This is a genomic window from Acidovorax sp. LjRoot38 (assembly GCF_964252975.1).
Lineage (GTDB): Bacteria > Pseudomonadota > Gammaproteobacteria > Burkholderiales > Burkholderiaceae_C > Acidovorax > Acidovorax facilis.
On sequence record NZ_CAXUPT020000021.1, the window covers coordinates 43830 to 59171 of the forward strand.

Here is a 15342-nt window from a genome sequence, read left to right on the forward strand (position 1 = left end):
ATCAGCAAACTCGACGCCCCTAAGGGGGCCGCCCTAAGCCTGCCTCACGAAGCCTCAGTGTCAGGCTGATCGCGTTTTCTCGGCTTTCTCATCAGCACATAGGCCGCAGGAATCACAAACAAGGACAGCAGCGGCGCTGTCACCATACCGCCCAGCATGGGGGCCGCGATGCGGCTCATGACCTCCGAGCCTGTCCCGCTGCTCCACACGATGGGCACCAGGCCCGCTAGGATGACAGCCACGGTCATGGCCTTGGGGCGCACGCGCAGCACAGCACCTTCCCGGATCGCATCCAGCAGCTCTTCCAGCGTGGGCTGCCTGCCGTCTGGACATCTCTCTGCGAGTGCCTGCTTGAGGTAGATGAGCATGACCACCCCGAACTCTGCCGCGACCCCCGCCAGAGCGATGAAGCCCACACCGGTGGCGATGGACAGGTTGTAGTTCATCAGGTACAGGAACCAGATGCCCCCAGTGAGCGCAAATGGCAGTGTCGCCATGATCAGTCCCGCCTCGCCCATGCGCGAGAAGGTCAAGTACAACAGCACGAAAATGATCAGCAAGGTGGCTGGTACCACCACCTTGAGGCGAGCATTGGCCCGCTCTAGGTACTCGAACTGGCCAGAGTACGTGATGCTGACTCCTGGCTGCAGCTTGATCTGTCGGCTCACCGCGTCGCGCAGGTCATTGGCCACCGATGCCAGATCTCGTCCCCGCACATCAACATACACCCAGCCCGATGGACGGGCGTTCTCACTCTTGAGCATGGGCGGCCCATCGGTGATGGAGATGCTGGCCACCGTTGCCAGCGTGATTTGCTGCCCCATGGGGGTGGAGATGGGCAACTGGGCCAGCCGTTCGGGCGAGTCTCTCCACTCACGCGGGTAGCGCAGGTTGATGGGGAAGCGCGCCAGGCCCTCGACCGTTTCCGAGACGTTTTCTCCACCGATGGCCCCGGAGACCACGGCCTGGATATCGGACACATTCAGCCCGTAGCGCCCCGCGGCCGTGCGATCGATGCGGACATCGACGTAGCGGCCCCCTGTCAGGCGCTCGGCCAGTGACGAGGCCACTCCCGGAATGCCTTTGGCGACCTGCTCGACCTGTGCCGCGATCCCATCGATCACCTGCAGGTCGTTGCCCGTCACCTTGACACCGATGGGGCTCTTGATGCCGGTTGCCAGCATGTCGATTCGGTTGCGAATGGGTGGAATCCAGATGTTGGACAGGCCGGGGATCTTGACGGCCTTGTCCAACTCTTCGATCAGGCCCTCGGGCGTCATTCCTGGACGCCATTGGTCTCTGGGCTTGAGCTTCACCGTGGTCTCGAACATTTCCAGCGGGGCCGGATCGGTGGCGGTCTCTGCGCGGCCCGCCTTGCCGAAGACGCGCTCGACCTCGGGCACCGTCTTGATCATCCGGTTGCTCAATTGCAGAAGCTCCGTGGCTCGCTGTGCCGACAGGCCCGGCAGGGCTGACGGCATGTACAGCAGATCGCCTTCATCCAGCCTGGGCAGGAACTCGCCCCCCAACCGCGACAGGGGCCAGATCGTGGTCGTCAGCGCCAGCACGGCGATGACCAGGGTGGATTTGGGACGATGCAAGACCCACTCAAGGCAAGGTCGGTACACGGCAATCAGCGCGCGGGTGATGGGGTTTTTCTGCTCGTCAGGGATACGCCCCCGGATCCAGTAGCCCATGAGGACCGGGATCAGCGTGACCGAGAGTGCCGCAGCTGCGGCCATCGCGTAGGTCTTCGTGAACGCCAGCGGTCCAAACAAGCGGCCTTCCTGTGCTTCCAGCGTAAAAACGGGCACAAAGGACAACGTGATGATAAGCAGCGAGAAGAACAGCGCGGGGCCCACCTCCTCGGCAGCTTCGGTGATCACTTTCCAGCGTTCTTCCCCCACCAGTTGGCGGTCGGGATGCTTGTGCTGCCAGGCCTCCAGCTTCTTGTGGGCGTTCTCGATCATCACCACAGCTGCATCGACCATGGCGCCCACGGCGATTGCAATCCCGCCCAGGGACATGATGTTGGCGTTGATGCCCTGGTAGCGCATCACCAGAAACGCCGCCATGATCCCCAGCGGCAGAGAAATGATGGCGACCAGCGCAGAACGCAGGTGCCAGAGGAACAAGACACAGACCACCGCCACCACAATGAACTCCTCTACGAGTTTGGTGCTGAGGTTCTGGATCGCCCGCTCGATGAGTGCGCTGCGGTCGTAGGTGGTGACGATCTCCACGCCCTGGGGCAGGCTGCTTTGCAGCTCGCTGAGTTTGGCCTTTACGGCCTGGATCGTTTCCTGGGCGTTCTTGCCAGATCGCAGCACGACCACGCCTCCAGCCACTTCCCCCTCGCCGTCGAGTTCAGCGATGCCGCGCCGCATTTCCGGCCCGATCTGAACGGTGGCGACATCCCCCAGGCGCACAGGCACCCCTGCGCGCGACACCAACGGGATGGCGCGGAAGTCGTCCAGCGTCTTGAGATAGCCGCTGGCGCGCACCATGTACTCGGCGCCGGACAGTTCCAGCACCGATCCCCCCGTTTCCTGGTTGGCATTCATGATGGCCTCGCGCACCTGCCCCTGAGTGAGGCCTTGGGACGCAAGCTTGATGGGGTCGAGCACGACCTGGTACTGCTTGACCATGCCACCGACCGATGCCACCTCGGCCACGTTGGGTAAGCTCTTGAGTTCGAACTTCAGGAACCAGTCCTGCAAGGCGCGAAGCTGGGCCAGGTCGTTTTTGCCGGTGCGATCTACCAGGGCGTACTGGAAGATCCAGCCCACCCCGGTGGCATCTGGGCCCAACGACGACTTGGCCGTAGCGGGTAGTCGTCCCTGCACCTGGTTCATGTACTCCAGCACCCGCGAGCGCGCCCAGTACAGGTCCGTGCCATCCTCGAACAGGATGTAGACGAATGAGTCGCCAAAGAACGAGAAACCTCGCACCGTCTTGGCGCCCGGGACGGACAGCATGGTGGTGGACAGCGGGTATGTGACCTGGTTCTCCACTATCTGCGGTGCTTGGCCGGGATAGGAAGTGCGAATGATGACCTGGACATCCGACAAATCGGGAAGAGCGTCCACGGGGGTGCTGCGCACACCCCACACGCCCCAGGCCGTAAGCATCACGGTCGCCAGCAGAACCAGGAGTCGGTTCGCCACCGACCAGCGGATCAGACGCGCGATCATGGCTTGATCCTTTCCACGGCAGTGATCACGAAGTCCTTGCCTTGCTGCTGGAAGGTGAACTTCACCTGCTGCTCGGGTTTCAGTGCTTTTGCCAGTTCTGGGTTTGCCAACTTGAATGGCATGGTCATGCCGGGCCACTTCAGTTCAGGCACGGCCTCGTGGGTAAGGGTCAGCTCGGTGGGCGTGACCTCATCGACCACCCCTCGCACCGTAAAGCTCTTGGACGCCGGAGCCGCAGAGGCCGAGGAACCCTGTTCAGCGATGGGTTGCGCGCTGCTGCCTGGAGGCAGTGCGGGCATGATGCCTCGCAGGCTGGCTTCCGAGTCGATCAGGAACTGTGCCGAGGCGACCACCTGTTGTCCTGCGGTGAGGCCGCCTTGAATGACGAGGCGGTCATCGATTTCCCCGCCGAGTTGCACCTGGACGGGGTGGTACTTGCCAGGACCGTCCACCACGTAGACCAACGCCCTCTTGCCGGTGCGGATCACCGCTTCGCTGGGCACCAGCAGCGCTGGTTGTGTGCGTCCGGCCAGGACGATCTGCCCGGACATGCCCGCCTTCAGGCGCTGGGTGGGGTTGGGAAGCTCCAGGCGCACGCGCACCGTGCGGGTGTCCCGGTTGGCCTCTGGGAGGATGCTCACGACCCGGGCGTTGAGGGTTTCGCCCGGAAACGCGGCCAATCGGACCTGGGCGTCCTGCCCCAGTTGCAAGGGACCGCTTTGCGCTTCAGGAACGGCCGCTTCGATCCAGACGCTGGCCAGGCCGTTTACGCGCACCAGACTGCCCCCCGAAGAGACCGTCATGCCCTGGCGCACCATCAGTTCAGCCACCATGCCGGCCTGCGGGAAGGTCACCGTGTAGCGGCCCTGAGGTTCGCCCGTGCGCTCCACCTGGGCCACGAGCGAGGCAGGCATGCCCAGCAGCGACAGCCGCTGGCGCGCTGCTGTCGTCAGCGACTCGTCCTTGAGCGCCCGGACCGCGAGAAACTCGCGCTGCGCAGCCACCCACTCTGGCAGCAGTAGATCGGCCAATGGCGCGCCTGCGGCCACCACGTCGCCCGGGGCCCGGGCATAGACGCGTTCCACGAAGCCGCCCGAGCGGGCCTGGACGATGCTCACATCCCGGTCATTGAGCTGGACCGTGCCCAGCACGTCCACATCGGACCCAATGTCTCGCTGCTCTACCAGGGCGGTGCGCAGGCCGAGGGCTTGCACGGCCTGGGCGGAGACGCTCAGGCCGGAGCTTTCCGGAGTGTCCTCATCCGCATACTTGGGTACCAAGGCCATGTCCATGTAGGGGGACTTGCCTGGCTTATCGAACTTCTGCGTCGGCGACATCGGGTCGTACCAGTACAGCACCTTGCGGTCGGCTTTTGCTGCTTCTGTCGATGCGGGACTGGCTCCCAGTGCGTGGTTGTTCGCGGTGCGCCATTGGGAGACGGTCCAGCCGAGGGCGATGCCTGCAGCCACCAGTGCTACGGCCACAGCGGTCTTCTTGAAAACGTTATTGGTCATGTGGTTCTCCCTTCAGTCGGCGATCAGGCTGTTCAAGCGGGCAATCACGGTGTCCCGCTGTGCCTGCAGATCAATGAGCCGCCAGTGCGTCTCCCGCACTTGGGCCCGAGCCGCCAGCACGGCGCTCAAGTCGCCTTTGGCGGACTGGTAGTTGGCCAGCGCGAGTTCGGCACGCCCCTGTGCCAAGCCCATGCCAGCCGATTGCAGCCGTTCGATCTGACTGTTCAGTGCCGCCAGCTCTGAGGCGCTGTCCTCCAGCTCCTGCAGGTGCCTGCGGGTCACGTCTTCCTGCTCGGCTTCCAGGCGCTGCAGCTCCAGCTGCTTGGCCTTGATCTGGGGTCCCTGGCGCCGCTCCTGTTGCCAGGGAAGATCAAAGGTCACCTGGAAGGACACCATGTCGCCCCAGCGTCGGTCGCGGCGGCTGTAGGCGACTTCCCAGGACCAATCACCCTTGGTTTCTGCCTGGGCTTCGCGCGTTTCCGCCAAGGCCATGGCCTGCATGGCGGGGTACTGCGCCAGTTCGGCATGGCGGTGTACCTCTGCGCGCAACTGGTCCAGGGGGCGGCTCAGCGGCCCAGGAGTTCCCTGAAGCGCCTCGTCGGCGCGAGCGCCAACCCAGCGCCGCAACATCGCCCTGGCCTTGGACCGGTCCCGCTGCAGATCGTCCCTGCGGTCCGACAGCGCAAGCGCCTCCTGCCTGGCCATCAGGAGATCGCCCGCTTGGGCCGTCCCCCCCGCGATGCGGGCAGTCAGGCTGTCCTGCAGGCGCTGGTTCTCACTCAGTAGACCGGTGAGTACCTGATCACGTTGCTCGATAGCCTGGGCCATGATCCACGCTTGGCTCAGCTCCTGGCGGATCTGCAGGCGCTGGACGCCCAGGGCGGCGCGTTCGCGTTCCACCTTGGCCTCGGCGCCGGCAATCTGGGCATCTCGTTTGGCGCGGTTGGGCACCTCCTGCATCAGCGCCAGGCGCTGCATGGTCATGGATTCGCGCGTGAGGCTGAAGCGGTCCATGCCGCTGACGGGAAAGTTCTCGATCCCGACCGAGAGCTTGGGATCCGGCAGAGTTCCCGCCGACTTCTGGGTACTGCTGGCTGCGTCAATCTGCAGCCGCTGGGCCGTGATACGAGGGCTGTGCTGCTCCGCCAGATCCAAGGCTTCGGCAAACCCCAGGGCGTGGGCCTGGTTGCCTGCAAGGCCGATGCCGGCCAGTAGGAATCCGAGAGCGCAAAGGCGCAGATGGTTGAGGTTGCGCACACGGATGCGCGGCGAGAGAGGATGAATGCGCAGTTGCGCAGGCAGGCGCTCGCAGGGAGCGCCGAAGGAGATGTTGGGCATGATGGTCCTCGAAATGAAGGGGCACGAAGTCAGACCTGCGCGCACGCTGCAAGGCAGCGCACACGCCGTGCACGTTCAATTCCGAAAGACCTGATGGGTCAGATAGATGGGGGGAGAGCCCGCTCGACTGTCCAGCTCTGCGTAGACAGCCCGAGGGTCAATATGGCGTTCTGAGTCCAGGATCACGGGCAGCACATAAGCAACCCAGATGGCGTGAGCCGCGAGCGCCTGCAGATCGAGACCTTGTAGCGAGGGGGAGGACAAGCTGTCGCCATCACAATGGGCTCGACACAGCTGAGGATCTTGCTCATCCATGGTTCCCGCCATAGCGTGGCAATCGGGCATGGAGGGCATGCCGACTGAGTCTTCCATGGCCATGCCCGCTTTTTGCATCGATGCCGCATGGGCTGCGGAGTCCAGCTTGGGACAGGCATAGGCCGCCAACGCGAACTGCATCAGAAGCAACGCCGCCACCAGAGCGCTGGTTATCCAGCGGGCTTGGCGCGATATCGTGCTTCTGGCGAAGATCATGGTACGAATGGTATTCCCAGCGGTGGCCGCGAACTTAACCTAGATCAAATCTGAGCGAGCCAAGTCGATTCAGCCCTTGCGAAGCCGCAGGGCGTTTGCGATCACGGACGCCGAACTCAGGCTCATCGCCAAGGCCGCGATCATTGGCGATAGCAGCCATCCGGTGAAGGGATACAGCAGCCCTGCGGCGATCGGGATGCCCAGCGCGTTGTAGAGGAAGGCAAACATCAGGTTCTGCTTCATATTGCCCACCGTCGCCTCCGACAATTCCCGCGCAGTGGAAATCCCTCGCAGATCGCCCTTGACCAGGGTGACCTGTGCGCTGTTCATCGCCACGTCGGTGCCGGTGCCCATCGCGATCCCCACATCCGCCTTGGCAAGGGCGGGCGCGTCGTTGATCCCGTCCCCCGCCATGGCGACAACACGGCCTTCGGCCTGCAGCCGCGACACCAGGGCCAGCTTGTCCGCAGGCTTGACTTCGCCATGGACCTCATCAATCCCCAGTTTGGCCCCCACCGCCTTGGCGGTGGTCATGCCGTCGCCCGTGGCCATGACAATGCGCAGTCCCGCCGCATGCAAGGTCGCCAGCGCTTCCGGCGTGCTGGCCTTGATGGCATCCGAGACCGCCAGCAGGCCTTGAAGCTGGCCATCGGCCGCCAGGTACATCACGCTGGCGCCTGTGGCGCGCAAGGCCTCTGCCTGCGCAAGCAGCGGGTTCGCTGAAACCCCAACCTGCTCCATGAGGACCGTGTTGCCCAGGGCGAGCTGGCGTCCAGCGACCTGTCCGCGCACCCCGATGCCCGAGCCGGACTCAAAGTCCTCGGGCTTGTCCAGGGCGAGCCCCTTGGCGCGAGCTGCCTGGACAATGGCATCGGCCAGCGGATGCTCGCTGCCTTGGTCCAGACTGGCCGCCAGGCGCAGAACCTCATCCTCGGACAGACCGGGCATGGCCACTACACGTTCGAAGGAGGGCTTGCCTTCGGTGAGCGTGCCTGTTTTGTCCACGATCAGCGTGTCCACCTTGCGCAGGTTCTCGATGGCTGCCGCGTCCCTGAAAAGCACGCCGCTGGTCGCCCCCCGGCCTGTGGCCACCATGATGGACATGGGCGTTGCCAGGCCCAACGCACAAGGGCACGCGATGATCAGCACCGCAACTGCATTGACCAGGCCGTAGACCCAGCGTGGCTCCGGACCGAACAGGCCCCACGCGAAGAGTGTGAGCAACGCGATACCCACCACAGCCATCACGAAGTAGCCCGCCACCTGGTCGGCCATGCGCTGCATGGGGGCCCGTGAGCGCTGTGCCTGCGCAACCATTTGAACGATCTGCGACAGCATGGTGGCGGAGCCCACCCGCTCGGACCGGATCACCAGTGCCCCGTTGGTATTGAGCGTGGCACCGATGACGGCATCACCAGGCCCTTTGACGATGGGCACCGGCTCCCCAGTGAGCATGGCTTCGTCCACGGCACTGCTGCCCTCGACCACCACACCGTCCACGGGGACCTTCTCGCCGGGCCGCACGCGCAGCAGATCACCCACATGGACGTGGGACAACGGGACATCGCTCTCCTGGCCGGTGGCGTCGATGCGCCGCGCTGTCTTGGGCGCCAGGCCCAGCAACGATTTGATGGCGGCCGAGGTCTGCGAGCGTGCCTTGAGCTCCAGCATCTGGCCGAGCAGCGTGAGCGAGATGATGACCGCTGCAGCTTCGAAATACACCGCCACGCGCCCCATGGCCTGGAACGAGGCGGGAAACACCCCCGGCGCAACGGTCGCGACCACGCTATAGACAAATGCTGCGCCCGTTCCCAGACCAATCAGCGTCCACATGTTGGGACTGCGGTTCACGACCGACTGCGCACCGCGCAAGAAGAAGGGCCAGCCCGCCCACAGGACGATGGGTACCGTCAGCACCAGTTCAATCCAGCTCTGTGTGACCATCTCGAACCACTGCAACCGGTGCCCAAGCATGGCCAGGACGGTAACCACCACAGTGAGAGGCAGCGTCCACCAGAAGCGATGCCGGAAATCCACGAGCTCGGCGTTTTCTCCCTCATCCAGCGTGGGCAGCATGGGCTCCAGTGTCATGCCGCACTTGGGGCAATTTCCAGGATGGTCCTGTTGCACCTCAGGGTGCATGGGGCAGGTATAGGTTGTGCCCGGTTGCGCCGCTTCGGGCTCAGGCTGAGGCGCGCGCTCGCTGATGGGAGTCGAGAGAAACTTTTGCGACGCTTCCATGAAGCGTGCTTTGCATTTGGCGCTGCAAAAGTAGTAAGGACGCCCTTCGTGCTCTGTCGAGTGATGCGATTGTTCCGTCACATCCATACCGCAGACAGGATCCTTTAGTCCCGTCGTGGGCAACGACACATGCGTGTGATGCCCTTCATGATGCTGGTGGTCATGATGGACGTGTTCGTGCGGTTGCGCATTCGACATGGATAGCCTCCCTGGGTGTTTTGGCCGTGCAAGATTACTTCTTGCTCGAATCGACGTTGTGGGAGCCGTGCCCCCCGTGTCCGTGGAAAAGGTGCATCAGGGGGCAAGCCAGCAAGAGCAGATACGGCCAGTAGCCCGCGACATGCGACCAGTGCTCTTTGAGAAGAAAAAACATGCCAATGAAAGCGAGCATGACGACTGCGCCAATCAGTCTCTTTCTGCCCATTGAAGCGCTGGCCTTATCCGATTGTCCTGTACTGTGATCGTGGTTCATGGTTTTCTCCATATGAGGTCGTCGAGACAGTGACGAGCCGTATGGAAACAATAAGGCTTAACACGGTGGCAATGTCAAACTGATGACAAGTCCTCTTGACGTGGATCATGTGCCTGCTCAGCCCCCATGCGCACTGCAAACGGCGTCTGAGTAACGCTGCCCTGATTCCCCGACAGCGGTCCAAGGGTCAGGGCAGCGATCGCTGAGTACAGAGAACTATTTCGTGGGTGCTGTGCGTTGATTGCCATTGCGAACGAGAAACGCATCCAGCACAGCGATTTCCTTTTTTTGCGCGGTAATATTGTCCCGGGCCATGCTGAGTAGTTGGGGATCTTTTCCATCGCGCAATTGGCTCTGCGCCATGTCGATGGCACCTTGATGGTGGATGCGCATCATTTGCGCGAAATCCACATCGGGATTGCCTGACATCTTCACGGACGCCATCTTGTCGTTGTTCTCTTTCATCATGGACTTCATGTCCATCTTGCCTGCAGGCATCGTCTGATCCATGGCAGCGCCTTTCATGCCAGCGTGTGGGGCAGCCTGGGCGTGCAACGACAAGGGAACCACCAACGCGCATGCAAGAAAGGCGGTTGCCGAGACGGTTTTCGAGGGTGGGTGCAGAACTCTCATGGTGGGCTCCTTGAACAGCGTCAATCTGCGTGGGCCATGGCGGCACATTCTTGAGCGCATTTGTGGCAAGCGGCGGCACATGCCTTGCAATGCTCGGCTTCGTGCCTAGCGCACTCGTCGCCGCAGGCCTTGCAGATCTGCGCGCACAGCGCACAAATCGCCTCGGCGTATTCGCTTCGGCGCGCCATCACATCGGCAGCTAAGCTGCAAGCGGCCGCACAGTCCGCGTCCAGCGCAATGCAGCGGGCCATCATCTTGACGTCCTCTTCCTTGAGGCACTCTGCGAAACACTGATGGCAAGCCGTCGCGCACGACCGGCAAGCATTGATGCAAGACATGTAGGGGTTCGGGGTGTGATTCATCTGGATCTCCTGATAGGTTTGGATGGCTCAAAAAGTTGAACTTGATCCTACGCAGCGGGCTGCAAGGAGCATCCATCTTCCGCCGCGAGAAGCATTCGGTTCTGTAGGCTCGCGCCGACGATTGACTCAGCCTTCGAGCAATTTGCCGCAATTTCGGTGCAAGATGACGAAGAGGTTTCAGGGTCGTAATCTAGATGTCATATTCGACCAAGTAGTCTTCGCCAAGGCTGTTTGTTACGCCTATTCGCACGGCTGCCGTCCAATCACAGCCCTTCAAAGCTGACGTAACCACCATGCAGTGCACTACGTGCCCAGCTGTGGTACCTCTTACGCCACAAGGCGTCAGCGCACACGCGACGATCGGATGCCAGAAAGAACGCCAGATGGTTCGGCTTCCCCAGTGTTTGATCGCGCAGCGAGCATGCGGCCTGCGGCATCGACTTTGATCATGCCCAATCTTGGATGGCTCCAGTAGCGCGTTTTTCCATCCTCCGTCGCAACTTTGGTGGCCGACGCCTCAACGCGCACCTCATTGTCGGTAGGTGCGGCAAACGTGGTCGCAGACGCCAGCGACGCTGCTGCGACCAACATAGACACAATCATCTTTGTGTACATGGTCTTACTTTCCTCATCAGTCATTAAAACGTCAGCTGGGCCGACGGCTACACGCGGATACAAGACATCAATGGGCGGCGTGTGGAAGAGGATTTTGGGCTACGGGGACGAACGAGAAGCTGAAGTGCGGATGACGTTTTCGAAATATAGGGAACATGCAATGTTCATCGGGTGCTTCATCCCGGTGAGGAGACATAGACCGTATCTCGAACCAAATCCCTCTGCACTTTTCACCTCGCCCCAAAACTGTCAAAAGCGTAATCGGGAGGTCACCGCCTCGTAGGGGTGCGGGTTCTAGACTTCTCTCCGTGGCGCAGAAAAACGCCACCTGGATGGACCATATCGGGCATCCGGCGCCACAGGAGACCATCATGAAAATTCGTACTGCCATCCTCGTCGCCAGTCTCGCTGCATTCGCTACAGCGTCCTTCGCTACTTCGGTCTACCACGCAAGCCCAAGTCAGGAAGAAGGCGTGAGTCTGGCCCCCGACCACCTGGGCAACGCAGTCAGCCGTCAAGCTGTCGAAAGCACCGTACTGGCCGCGCAAAAGGACGGTTCTCTGTACTGGATCAGCCGTGGTTACCCGGCTACTTATCCGCTCGTCCCTGGCCCCAAGCTGACAAAGACCCGCCAGCAAGTCTTGGATGAGTTGCAGGCCGCCAAGCGCAATCCCGTGACCAGCGATGGCATGCGCGATCTCGGAGGCGAGGCAGGTTGGGTCAACGCCAGCCAACTGCCCTGAACCCCGAACCATCCCCACTACCGCGAATCTCCAAGACCGGCCTGCAGCTGCACTCAAACCATCTCCATTTATCAAGAAGGAAATCCCATCATGAAACTCAAGTCCACCCTCATCGTCCTCTCTCTTATCGCAGCCCCTGCATTTGCTTCGGACCAAGTGGTCAGTAAGACGCGCGAGCAAGTCCGTGCTGAATTGGCGCAGGCTCAGCAGAGCGGCGACATGCTCGCCTTTGGCGAATCGGGTCTTACGCTCAAGCAGATCAATCCTGGCGCCTATCCCGTGGCTACTTCGACTCAGGTCGGCAAATCCCGAGAGCAAGTGCGGGACGAGCTGGAGCAGGCTATCCGTACAGGCGACATCATGGTGGCCGGTGAATTCGGCGTCAAACGCAATGAACTGATGTCAGGCCGCTATCCCATCGTGACAGGCAAATCGCTGAAGACACGTGACCAGGTAAAGAGCGAGCTGGCACGCGCCATCCGCGAAGGCGAAGTCGTCGCTGTGGGCGAAGACGGCCGCAAGCTCAACGAAATCTATCCGGACCGCTATCACGCAGCGCAGCATGCGGCCATGGCCACCACCTCGGACGAATCCTCCAAGGCGCCACGGTTGCAGTGAGTTTTCCCAGGGGGTCAGCGGCTGAGCTGGAGGAGCCTTGCCAAAAAAGGGCCGCCTCCAGCTTGAATGCAAAGCATGCCCACGGCCCCGACAGCAGGTGCGCACGACCGTTGTCTTACAACTCGCTCAGGATCAGACCTGCATGTTCATCACATCGGTGTAGGCCTGGACAATTCGATTGCGGCTTTGCAAGGTCGCCTGGAACGCAATATTCGACTTGACTCCAGCGAGCATGGTCCCTTCCAAGCTGACCGTGGGGTTGCCAAGTGTGACCTCTCGACTCAGCCGACCCGATTCACCTTGCAATTGGCTTGTGATTGTCAGCGCCTGCTTCATGGCGTCTAGAAAACCGCCCCCTTGGATGCTCGGTGCTGTGGACACAGAGTTTCCCAACAAACCGACTGGCGACAGAGCATCCAATGGCTTGGTAGTGACGTTCATGTCGAGGACCTCATGGTTGGACGAAGAATTTGCGAAGTGCCGCCTTGGAGATCTCTACCAAGGTGATGGTCCATCGTAGTTTCTGGCGCCAGACCTGTAGCTTTCGCAGCGCAAGTTATTACCAGCTAGTCCCCCCGTTCGGGATAACAGGCGCTTCATCTTGCCGACATCGCCGTGAATCGAACCCGAGGCCGAAGGAGCCAGACCCAGGCGAACCGCACCATGCCAAAGAACCGGGTCTCACAGCCGCTGCGAAATCTCCAGCAGCGGCTTGATACTGGAACCAAAACGGCTCATCAAAGCGTGGTTCTGCTCCAGTTGGCTATACGGCAGGTACCGGATTCCCAACTCCGAAACGCGGGAGAATGCAGGCCTTTGAAGTTGTTCAGCGACCTTGTCTCTGCGATTGTCTGGAGCCACAAGAAACAATGCACAGTTGACTGCAACCGACGTGCCCAAGGCCAGGTCGAGCATTCGCACGATCCCCGAATAGATGGACGTGGTGTGCTCGACTTCAAATGCGGCCGCGACCTGCGATGTCTGAGTATCAATCCATACGACATCAATGAGTCGAATCGACTCCAGTCCCCTGTCCACGCTGGCAGGCAACTGCGCCAGACATCCGTCTCCCAAAAGGCCGCTGCCGTAGGAGCGACCCCGGTCGTTGGACGCTATCCAGACATCAAACCCGAGAGACTTGCCCAGATCGCGCAATGAAGCCTGAATACCCGTGTGGGTCGCATCGCTTTCGGTCGCCTGGGACATCTCCCGTTGCGATGCGGTGGATTCCAGCCGCACACGTTCAAGGTCTTCTTGCCAGAGTGTCGCCGTCGCCGCATCCATTGCTTGTGGCGGCGCTGCATATCGGCCACTGCCAATGTCAAACATGAGTCCCGCAATCGCACCGAGATCATTCGATAGTTTCAGCCGGTACTGCGCGTTCAAGCGCAGCAAGCCCTCCCGCATAGAGAGATAGTGGTCCCAACGTCCGAGCTTCACGCGCCCGCCAGTCACTGCGTTGAAACCATTGACAATGGCAGTGTTAAAGGGAGAGAGCAGCGTTGGGTGGATGAAATACAGCAAGTTGGCGACTGCTGGGCCCAAGCCTTTGATGCCGATTGCATCGATGCGCTGTATGGCGGCAACGACGTCTTCTGCGCAATCGCAGTGATCGCAGGTGTGAAGGAGATCTGCGAAGGCGAGCTGGTTACTCGTGTTTTCGTAGATGTCCGGAATCCTCAGCTTGGGTTTCCAGAGGAACGCGTGGTCCGCACCTTTGAAAATTTGGCGCTGCTCTGCCACGGAACCCACGATCGTCTCCAGCGAGGAGCCTCGGTAGGCGTTGCCAAACGTTCCTCCCCGGATGTCCTCCACCACCTGTGCCATGCCTCTGCGTATGGAGCGGAAGTTCTTGATCCTCTGATCCCACAGGAACCAGCTGTTGTAGGTGCTGCTCGGATCCGCCTTCCAGCAGTCAATAAGGGTTGCAAAGGGGTCATGCATTTGTCGTGAAGTGCTTGCCAATGGTCTGTGCACTGGGGAAATACATCGAAAAACAGGTCCTGCCATCGGCCGAACTCACTGAGATGCGGCCCCGGTGTGCATGAACAATCGCCTGGGTGATGGACAAGCCCAAGCCTGCACCGTCGGAATCCAGTTGCTTGCGCGACTTGTCTGCCCGAAAGAAACGGTCAAACAGGCGGGGGATCATCTGCGCATCGATAGAAGGTCCAGTGTTGACTACATCCACGGTGGTTCCGTGAACGTCCCCTTGAATGTCAACGACCACCTGTTCTCCAGGGGGGGTGTAGCGAACGGCGTTGGACAGGAGATTGCTCAGCGCCCGGCGAAGCATCAACCGGTCGCCAGTGATCTCCGCCGTTCCGATCAGTTGCAGCCGGACCCGCTTTTCTTCGGCAAGGGCCTCGTAGAAATCAAACAAGGCCTGTGCTTCATCATGAACTGCGATTCTCTCCGTGCTGGGAAGAATAAGCCCGTGGTCAGCCTTGGCCAGGAACAACATGTCAGCCACCATGCGGGCCAAACGCTGGTACTCCTCGGCGTTGGAGGCCAGTATGTCCTGGTACTCCTCGGAGGAGCGAGCTTGGCTAAGCGTGACCTGGGTCTGCGTCATCAGATTGTTGATGGGCGTTCGCAGCTCGTGAGCCAGGTCCGAAGAAAACTCGGACAGCCGGTCGAACTCCTCCTTGAGCCGCCGGAGCATCTCGTTGAGAGTGGTCGCCAAGTCTGCCATTTCCACTGGAAACTCCTGGGTTGGCATCCGCTCGTCCAGTCGCTGTGCCGTGATGGCCATGGCGCGAGATCTCATGGCCCGAAGGGGGGCCAAGCCATTCTTTGCGGCCCACCAGCCCAGGACCCCGGCCACTAGAGTGGCCAACGCCACATAGCCCACAAGCACCCAAATCAATTCGTACATGAAGTGCTTGTGGTGGGCAATGTCTACAGCTACCCAGACCTGCAGCGGCGGCTCGGCGGAACCCGGCAACGTCACGAGTGCCGACATCCCTCGGTATTCCCGCCCCTTCGTTTTCCAGGAGGCAACCCCCAGGCGGGCCCTCTGGGCCAGGGCATGGAGATCATCTGGAAACTGGAAATCCGTGGTCGCGTAAAGCGTGGCCC

The 15342-nt window shown here is 61.2% G+C and carries 14 protein-coding genes; 2 read left to right on the forward strand and 12 right to left on the reverse strand.

Going from position 1 to position 15342, the window contains the following annotated elements; all coding sequences use genetic code 11:
• Positions 1–44: 44 nt before the first annotated feature.
• From ACSQ22_RS24565 to ACSQ22_RS24605, 9 genes are all read right to left on the reverse strand, one after another.
• Positions 45–3194, reverse strand: coding sequence for an efflux RND transporter permease subunit (locus tag ACSQ22_RS24565; RefSeq protein WP_291467619.1), 3150 nt, complete (start codon positions 3192–3194; stop codon positions 45–47).
• Positions 3191–4708 carry an efflux RND transporter periplasmic adaptor subunit gene (locus tag ACSQ22_RS24570; protein WP_291467618.1) on the reverse strand — a complete coding sequence of 506 codons (1518 nt, stop codon included), beginning with the start codon at positions 4706–4708 and terminating at the stop codon, positions 3191–3193. The genes ACSQ22_RS24565 and ACSQ22_RS24570 overlap by 4 nt, the downstream gene beginning before the upstream one ends.
• 12 nt (positions 4709–4720) lie before the next feature.
• A complete protein-coding gene (locus ACSQ22_RS24575) occupies positions 4721–6046 on the reverse strand; it encodes a TolC family protein (protein WP_099730236.1) in 1326 nt (441 codons plus the stop codon).
• A gap of 75 nt (positions 6047–6121) precedes the next feature.
• The gene (locus ACSQ22_RS24580) at positions 6122–6577 is read right to left on the reverse strand and encodes a hypothetical protein (protein WP_121508529.1); all 456 of its coding nucleotides are present in this window, start codon (positions 6575–6577) and stop codon (positions 6122–6124) included.
• A gap of 69 nt (positions 6578–6646) precedes the next feature.
• Complete coding sequence (locus tag ACSQ22_RS24585) at positions 6647–9016, reverse strand: heavy metal translocating P-type ATPase (RefSeq protein ID WP_436131802.1); 2370 nt, start codon at positions 9014–9016, stop codon at positions 6647–6649.
• Between the two features lie 34 nt (positions 9017–9050).
• Entirely contained in the window at positions 9051–9242 is a 192-nt protein-coding gene (locus ACSQ22_RS24590; RefSeq protein WP_055402945.1) for a DUF2933 domain-containing protein, read from the reverse strand.
• Positions 9243–9506: 264 nt separating this feature from the next.
• Positions 9507–9923 (reverse strand): DUF305 domain-containing protein, encoded by a 417-nt coding sequence (locus ACSQ22_RS24595; RefSeq protein ID WP_238385734.1) that lies wholly within the window; start codon positions 9921–9923, stop codon positions 9507–9509.
• Positions 9924–9943: 20 nt separating this feature from the next.
• Positions 9944–10285, reverse strand: a complete 342-nt coding sequence (locus ACSQ22_RS24600) for a four-helix bundle copper-binding protein (RefSeq protein WP_055401394.1) — start codon at positions 10283–10285, stop codon at positions 9944–9946.
• A gap of 342 nt (positions 10286–10627) precedes the next feature.
• Positions 10628–10900: a hypothetical protein gene (locus ACSQ22_RS24605; RefSeq protein WP_055401393.1), complete on the reverse strand. Its 273-nt coding sequence runs from the start codon at positions 10898–10900 to the stop codon at positions 10628–10630.
• A gap of 371 nt (positions 10901–11271) precedes the next feature.
• On the opposite strand from ACSQ22_RS24605, the gene ACSQ22_RS24610 reads away from it, so the two are divergent.
• Positions 11272–11643, forward strand: coding sequence for a hypothetical protein (locus ACSQ22_RS24610; RefSeq protein WP_082836304.1), 372 nt, complete (start codon positions 11272–11274; stop codon positions 11641–11643).
• Between the two features lie 90 nt (positions 11644–11733).
• Positions 11734–12261, forward strand: a complete 528-nt coding sequence (locus ACSQ22_RS24615; RefSeq protein WP_055401389.1) for a DUF4148 domain-containing protein — start codon at positions 11734–11736, stop codon at positions 12259–12261.
• A gap of 132 nt (positions 12262–12393) precedes the next feature.
• Here ACSQ22_RS24615 and ACSQ22_RS24620 read toward each other — a convergent pair whose 3' ends face one another.
• The 3 genes from ACSQ22_RS24620 to ACSQ22_RS24630 form a co-directional block, all read right to left on the reverse strand.
• Positions 12394–12702 carry a flagellar hook-basal body complex protein FliE gene (locus tag ACSQ22_RS24620; RefSeq protein WP_055401387.1) on the reverse strand — a complete coding sequence of 103 codons (309 nt, stop codon included), beginning with the start codon at positions 12700–12702 and terminating at the stop codon, positions 12394–12396.
• A gap of 240 nt (positions 12703–12942) precedes the next feature.
• Positions 12943–14205 carry a hypothetical protein gene (locus ACSQ22_RS24625; RefSeq protein ID WP_063459333.1) on the reverse strand — a complete coding sequence of 421 codons (1263 nt, stop codon included), beginning with the start codon at positions 14203–14205 and terminating at the stop codon, positions 12943–12945.
• Positions 14198–15342: heavy metal sensor histidine kinase (locus ACSQ22_RS24630; protein WP_436131803.1), on the reverse strand; the 1145-nt coding region annotated here is incomplete at its 5' end. The genes ACSQ22_RS24625 and ACSQ22_RS24630, both read right to left, overlap by 8 nt.

Excerpts from the sequence above, each read along its gene's own strand:
- ACSQ22_RS24565 (WP_291467619.1), bottom strand. The coding sequence starts at position 3,194 with ATGATCGCGCGTCTGATCCGCTGGTCGGTGGCGAACCGACTCCTGGTT.
- ACSQ22_RS24570 (WP_291467618.1), bottom strand. The coding sequence starts at position 4,708 with ATGACCAATAACGTTTTCAAGAAGACCGCTGTGGCCGTAGCACTGGTG.
- ACSQ22_RS24575 (WP_099730236.1), bottom strand. The coding sequence starts at position 6,046 with ATGCCCAACATCTCCTTCGGCGCTCCCTGCGAGCGCCTGCCTGCGCAA.
- ACSQ22_RS24580 (WP_121508529.1), bottom strand. The coding sequence starts at position 6,577 with ATGATCTTCGCCAGAAGCACGATATCGCGCCAAGCCCGCTGGATAACC.
- ACSQ22_RS24585 (WP_436131802.1), bottom strand. The coding sequence starts at position 9,016 with ATGTCGAATGCGCAACCGCACGAACACGTCCATCATGACCACCAGCAT.
- ACSQ22_RS24590 (WP_055402945.1), bottom strand. The coding sequence starts at position 9,242 with ATGGGCAGAAAGAGACTGATTGGCGCAGTCGTCATGCTCGCTTTCATT.
- ACSQ22_RS24595 (WP_238385734.1), bottom strand. The coding sequence starts at position 9,923 with ATGAGAGTTCTGCACCCACCCTCGAAAACCGTCTCGGCAACCGCCTTT.
- ACSQ22_RS24600 (WP_055401394.1), bottom strand. The coding sequence starts at position 10,285 with ATGAATCACACCCCGAACCCCTACATGTCTTGCATCAATGCTTGCCGG.
- ACSQ22_RS24605 (WP_055401393.1), bottom strand. The coding sequence starts at position 10,900 with ATGTACACAAAGATGATTGTGTCTATGTTGGTCGCAGCAGCGTCGCTG.
- ACSQ22_RS24610 (WP_082836304.1), top strand. The coding sequence starts at position 11,272 with ATGAAAATTCGTACTGCCATCCTCGTCGCCAGTCTCGCTGCATTCGCT.
- ACSQ22_RS24615 (WP_055401389.1), top strand. The coding sequence starts at position 11,734 with ATGAAACTCAAGTCCACCCTCATCGTCCTCTCTCTTATCGCAGCCCCT.
- ACSQ22_RS24620 (WP_055401387.1), bottom strand. The coding sequence starts at position 12,702 with ATGAACGTCACTACCAAGCCATTGGATGCTCTGTCGCCAGTCGGTTTG.
- ACSQ22_RS24625 (WP_063459333.1), bottom strand. The coding sequence starts at position 14,205 with ATGCATGACCCCTTTGCAACCCTTATTGACTGCTGGAAGGCGGATCCG.